Below are 5,063 nucleotides of genomic sequence, written 5' to 3'. Positions count from 1 at the left end.
ATGTCCATGACCACGGCAGCCTTGCGCTTCGCGGTCCATCGCTTGATGGGGTTGTCGTCGTTCATCCTGTCCTCCTGATCGCTGCACTATAGCCTGTGCAGCTCTGGAGGGGGTCACTTCATTTGCAGCTCGATGTCGCCGCCGATGGTTACGAGCTGGAACCGATCACTCTTCTATTTCATATAGGCCATTCAAAAATTCATCGAAATTTTTACTTATGTAGTAGATGTTAGCCTCTCCCGGCCCAACCCCTATATCCGCCTCATACTCATGATCCCAAAAGAAAACCCCACCCACCACGGAGCCCAACAACTTAATCAATATCAAATTCCCACCAGAGTCATGAGCTATTGGCAAATATTCAGCAGGCACACGCCCAGAATAAACCTCCAAATACTTTTCGATACTTCCATATTGCTTCACACCAACCGAGAGAAACCTATTTACATCCGAGGTGTCTTCAGCACCCTTATTTTTATCAAAAAAATCAAAAAAACCAGGAACAGGAACTCCGCCATTGTTTTCTTTCAAGAACTCCCGGTATTCTTTTGGGAGTTCAGCGCAGAGCTTTTTCTCTAACATCTCAATATCGTTAGGAGCTGATGCTCCATAGCCGCCCTTAATTTCCAACTCCATAGCTCACCTCACCTTCCAGTTGCAACTCCACCCGTATGCCTAACTGCATCATGCAAATCGGTAGGAACAAGCTGCATATATCCTGAGTCTTGATGATGATGCCAAGTATAACCTTCGGGACGAGGATTTTCTCTAGAAAACCCTGCCGCACGGTCTGCCCTACGGAAATCTATCGCCCTAGTCCTACCCAGCTCAACTCTGACATTCCTTATAGAATACCTAGAAAAATCAGGAAACCCCGCGCCACTAAATGGAACACTGTGTGGATACTTCTGACGGATTTCCAGAGGCAAGTCCTGTAATGGAATGGTCGTATTTGCATACTTGCTATTAATAGGTAGCCTTCCAGCTACAGGTCTCACACGGCTGTTTGCTCCTAAGACTCCTGCAGCCATAGCAGACAACACAGACGCCTGCTCAAGATCCAAGCCATGCTGTTGCTGAAGGAACTGCGCAAAGCCTTCCTGAGAGACGATTGATTCCGCCTCCATATACTGGCCCAACAGAGGACCAGCATCCAAGCCAATCCGCCACGGGACCTCGCGTCCACCGAAGCCATCTAACGCCTCGCGGAACAGTTCCGAATTGTCGACCAAATGTTGGTATTCTGACGCGCAAGCCGCTGAATCTGTGGCACAGAGTGCGATCAAATCATCCTGCTGGGCAATGCTGAGCGCCCGATATTTCTCCGGAATCTCGGTACAGTCACCTCGCGCTTCACAGCCTTCGAGCTCATCCACGTATGCATCAACTTGATCATGCCGCAGGTAGTTATACCGCGTTCCTTGCGCCGCAATCTCGGCACCGTGGTTGATATCGCCATTCGTCATCTCGGCGGCAATAACGCCCACGACCTGAGATGCTGCCACCAGCAGACCAGGATTTTGGTTGACCACTTCAGCAAGATGCTCCACCAATGCCTCATTGGCTCCTGCGGCCATCGCGCCGGTGCGGAAGTCGCCGCCCATGGCTTCGGCGGTCAATCCTCCGGCCAGGGCGTGCAGGGCGATCTTCTCGGGGCTGCCGTTAGCGAAGCGATTGTGACTGAAGTCACCCACGGCGTTGAACAGCACGCCGCTGGCGACATGATGCACGGCGCCTTGTAGCGCGGCATCCAGGTTACGCTCGAAGCTGCCGCCGTTGATGGCGGTTTGCAGACCGGCGTTGGCGATCCCGTGTGTGACACGATGGCCGGCGAAGCGGCCGATGCCACCTATGCTGCGCAGGTCCAGCCCTGAAGTGGTGTTAGTGGAAGTATTGGTCAATCCACCCCATACGTTGTCGACGCGTGAAGTCATGCCGGCACTGAGGGCGTCGGTGGCGGCGCCACGCAGGCTGTCGCTGGAGAAGGTATCGCCGAGGGCGGTACCCAGGTCACCGCGATTGTTGACCAGGCTGACCGCGCCGGTGCCGGCCAGTGAACCGGCGCCCGCGCTGACCATGCTGGCGGCTACGCCAGCTTCGGCCAGCCCAGTAAGCCGGAGGCAGCCGGGCCGGCCCAGGCGGCGGCGACGATGGCCACCGCCAGTGCCGCGCCTGCTCCAAGCCCGGATTGGGAGTAGTCCCAGCTGTCGTGGAAGGCCTTGACCTGCTGCTAGTCGACATCGCCGCGCTGCTCCATCTCTTGCAGCCAGGCGAGGTCGGGGTTGGCCGCGACCATGGCGTCGATGGTGCGGGTAACGCTGCGGCGGTCGATCTTCTCCACATCGATCTGGATACCGTCGGCGGCCTGGATGATGAGGTCACCCTGGGCCACCAGTTCACTCTGGCGCAGCGTCTCGCGGGTGAAGCCTTCGCCGGAGGACGATTGCCAGGCGAAGCTGCTTTTGCTGCGCTCGTGGGATTCGGTGTGCACGTCGCTGGTGGTTTCGAAGCGGATGGTGCCGCCGCTTTGCAGTTCGATGTCGTCGCCGGCATCCAGCCGCGCCGCCTGGTAAGTCTGGTCTTGCCCGCTGGCGATGAGCAGGTCGCCGCCGGTGATCACTTCGCTGCCGATCGAGCGGGTCTTGCTGACTTCGTCGCGCCGGGGCGGCTGCCGCTGAGCAGGATATTACCAACTAATGAATGGAAACATCTCCCTGAAACGCTGCTCAATATGAGGATTTCTCTCGAGTGCCTGCAAAGCCAAATCACGTGGAACCGCATCGCTTACAAAATCATTCCATCGCCTGTAGCCAATTCCGTCCAAAGCATCACTTTCGGATTCTGTGTGCTTCCAAGAAGGATTGAACCCCATCACTGACAAGGGTTTGAAGTCAAACTTATTCTCGATATCCAAAATATCCCAAAAATACGCAGGCACCTGATCTTGATGTCCTACGACATAGTAAATCCACTCCTTAAATTCAGCAAACTCCAAGACACCTGCAACAAGACAAGCCTTAGCGAAGCCAATGTCATCACAATCATTTTTTTCTAACCGAAGCTTGAGCTTCATTACTTCCCTCCTAAAATGGACTCGCCGCCTAAGTGGCCACTTCTCCTCATAGCGGCTGGATTGCCCCGCTTCGATCTCGATATCACGCCCGGCGACAACGCCCAGGTCGCCAGCGGCGCTGACGTCGGCGGCACGGGCGTAGAGGTCCTGTCCCGCCAGTAGGGTGACGTCTTCAGCGAATGTGAGGTTGGTGCCGACCTCCCGGCGTCAGCGTTGGTGGCGGCCACCGCTCAATGTGCTGCCCGTAGGGACTCGTGTCAGGAAAATTCTGACACTTTCATGCCAGTTGCAGCTAGCGAGCCGATGCGGGCCGTTACCGTGGCGAAAACCACAGCGTTGCTGACCAAACTGCAACTTACTCTCAATCAGGCCATTTCTTGACTACTTCTAGAAACTCATGCAAAGTCTCCTTGGCTTCTTCTTTATATTTTTCACCCCATATCTTTCCCCACTCCCTAGGGCAACCATCTTGTTCCCACTCTGCCAAAGCTAATGAGTTCACCAGCTCCATCTCAAACCAAGCTCTACCATACTGCTCTTTGAACTCCTCACTCTCTTCATCAGCAAGAAATTCTGTTTGTGCAACAAACTCTGCAAAGTTGATAAAGCTGTGCAGAGCAGTTGCAGAACTGCTTTCAATATATTCCATGCTCATATTACCTACCATACCTAGTAGTCACGACATCACCCTGACCATTAACGACAACACTTATATTATTCTCAGGGCTATGAAAAACCGTGGTCCCGCCTCTGCTGGGATAGGACTGCCCATTTCGAATCGTATCTTCAACTACAGAAGGCATTATTCCGCGATCCTGCATTCGATCAAGAGCATGGCCAGAATATTCACGTCCAGCAATACTTGTCGATGCATTACGCACAGGCTGGTATGCCGGGTTTTTTGGCTGGTTCAACTGAAGGTGCTTACTGCCTAAGGGCAATATCCCAGCCGCCATAGCAGACAAAACAGATGCCTGCTCAAGATCCAAGCCATGCTGTTCCTGGAGGAACTGAGCAAAGCCTTCTTGCGAGACGACAGATTCCGCCTCCATATACTGACCCAACAGAGGACCAGCATCCAAGCCGATCCGCCACGGAACCTCGCGTCCACCGAAACCATCCAGCGCCTCGCGGAATAGTTCCGAATTGTCGACCAAGTGTTGGTATTCTGCCGCGCAAGCCGTTGAATTTGTGGCACAGAGTGCGATCAACTCATCCTGCTGGGCGATGCTGAGGGCCCGGTATTTCTCCTGAATCTCGGTACAGTCACCTCGCGCTTCGCAGCCTTCAAGCTCATCGACGTACGCATCAACTTGATCGTGCCGCAGGTAGTTATACCGCGTTGCTTGAGCCGCGATCTCAGCTCCCTGGTAGACGTCGCCGTTGACCAGCTCGGCGGCGACGATACCCACCAGTTGCGAGGCGGTGGTCAGAAGGTGAGTTCGCGTCTGGGGGTCGCTGCCCAGCTGGCTATCCAGGTACTCCACCAGGGCTTCATTGGCGCCGGCGGCCATTGCGCCGGTGCGGAAGTCGCCGCCCATGGCCTCGGCGGTCAAGCCACCGGCCAGGGCGTGCAGGGCGATCTTCTCGGGGCTGCCGTTAACGAAGCGGTTGTGACTGAAGTCACCCACGGCGTTGAACAGGACGCCGGAGACCACATGGGTCACGGCGTTTTCGAGGTTGTCGCCGAGGTGGCTCTGGTAGCTGCCGCCTTCCACGGCGCTGCGAATGCCCGCATCGATAGCGGCCTGGGTGGCGCGCTGCCCGGCGAAGCGGAGGATATCACTCCCTTGGCCGAAGCTGAGGTTGAGGTTGCTTGTGCCACCGTTGGGGGTGGCACCGGCCGTCAAGGCAGCGGTAGCGGCGGCGCGCAGGCTGTCGCTGGAGAAGGTATCGCCGAGGGCGGTACCCAGGTCACCGCGATTGTTGACCAGGCTGACCGCGCCGGTGCCGGCCAGTGAACCGGCGCCCGCGCTGACCATGCTGGCGG

5 protein-coding genes and 2 pseudogenes are annotated in these 5,063 nt (G+C 56.0%); all 7 read right to left on the bottom strand.

Features of this window, described 5'->3' with window-relative positions:
- Nucleotides 1–165 precede the first annotated feature (165 nt).
- A complete protein-coding gene (locus DU505_RS22120) occupies nt 166–636 on the bottom strand; it encodes an SMI1/KNR4 family protein (RefSeq protein WP_114481132.1) in 471 nt (156 codons plus the stop codon).
- Between the two features lie 8 nt (nt 637–644).
- Nucleotides 645–2,078 (bottom strand): DUF637 domain-containing protein, encoded by a 1,434-nt coding sequence (locus tag DU505_RS22115; protein WP_114481131.1) that lies wholly within the window; start codon nt 2,076–2,078, stop codon nt 645–647.
- Nucleotides 2,079–2,230: 152 nt separating this feature from the next.
- Nucleotides 2,231–2,635, bottom strand: a pseudogene (locus tag DU505_RS22110) (hemagglutinin repeat-containing protein); the annotation flags it as partial.
- Nucleotides 2,636–2,686: 51 nt separating this feature from the next.
- A complete protein-coding gene (locus DU505_RS22105) occupies nt 2,687–3,073 on the bottom strand; it encodes a hypothetical protein (protein WP_114481129.1) in 387 nt (128 codons plus the stop codon).
- A gap of 51 nt (nt 3,074–3,124) precedes the next feature.
- Nucleotides 3,125–3,262: pseudogene (locus DU505_RS23195) on the bottom strand (hypothetical protein); the annotation flags it as partial.
- 172 nt (nt 3,263–3,434) lie between these two features.
- A complete protein-coding gene (locus DU505_RS22100) occupies nt 3,435–3,722 on the bottom strand; it encodes a hypothetical protein (RefSeq protein ID WP_147273120.1) in 288 nt (95 codons plus the stop codon).
- A gap of 7 nt (nt 3,723–3,729) precedes the next feature.
- Nucleotides 3,730–5,063, bottom strand: a 1,334-nt coding sequence (locus DU505_RS22095; RefSeq protein WP_114481127.1) for a DUF637 domain-containing protein, incomplete at its 5' end; no start/stop codon positions are given.

This window comes from Billgrantia montanilacus, assembly GCF_003336675.1.
Taxonomy (GTDB): Bacteria; Pseudomonadota; Gammaproteobacteria; order Pseudomonadales; family Halomonadaceae; genus Halomonas; species Halomonas montanilacus.
This window is presented reverse-complemented; position numbering and strand designations above follow the sequence as displayed.

Bases quoted from the DNA above. Each gene is read 5' to 3' on its own strand.
- DU505_RS22120 (WP_114481132.1), bottom strand. From the start codon at position 636: ATGGAGTTGGAAATTAAGGGCGGCTATGGAGCATCAGCTCCTAACGAT.
- DU505_RS22115 (WP_114481131.1), bottom strand. From the start codon at position 2,078: ATGGTCAGCGCGGGCGCCGGTTCACTGGCCGGCACCGGCGCGGTCAGC.
- DU505_RS22105 (WP_114481129.1), bottom strand. From the start codon at position 3,073: ATGAAGCTCAAGCTTCGGTTAGAAAAAAATGATTGTGATGACATTGGC.
- DU505_RS22100 (WP_147273120.1), bottom strand. From the start codon at position 3,722: ATGGAATATATTGAAAGCAGTTCTGCAACTGCTCTGCACAGCTTTATC.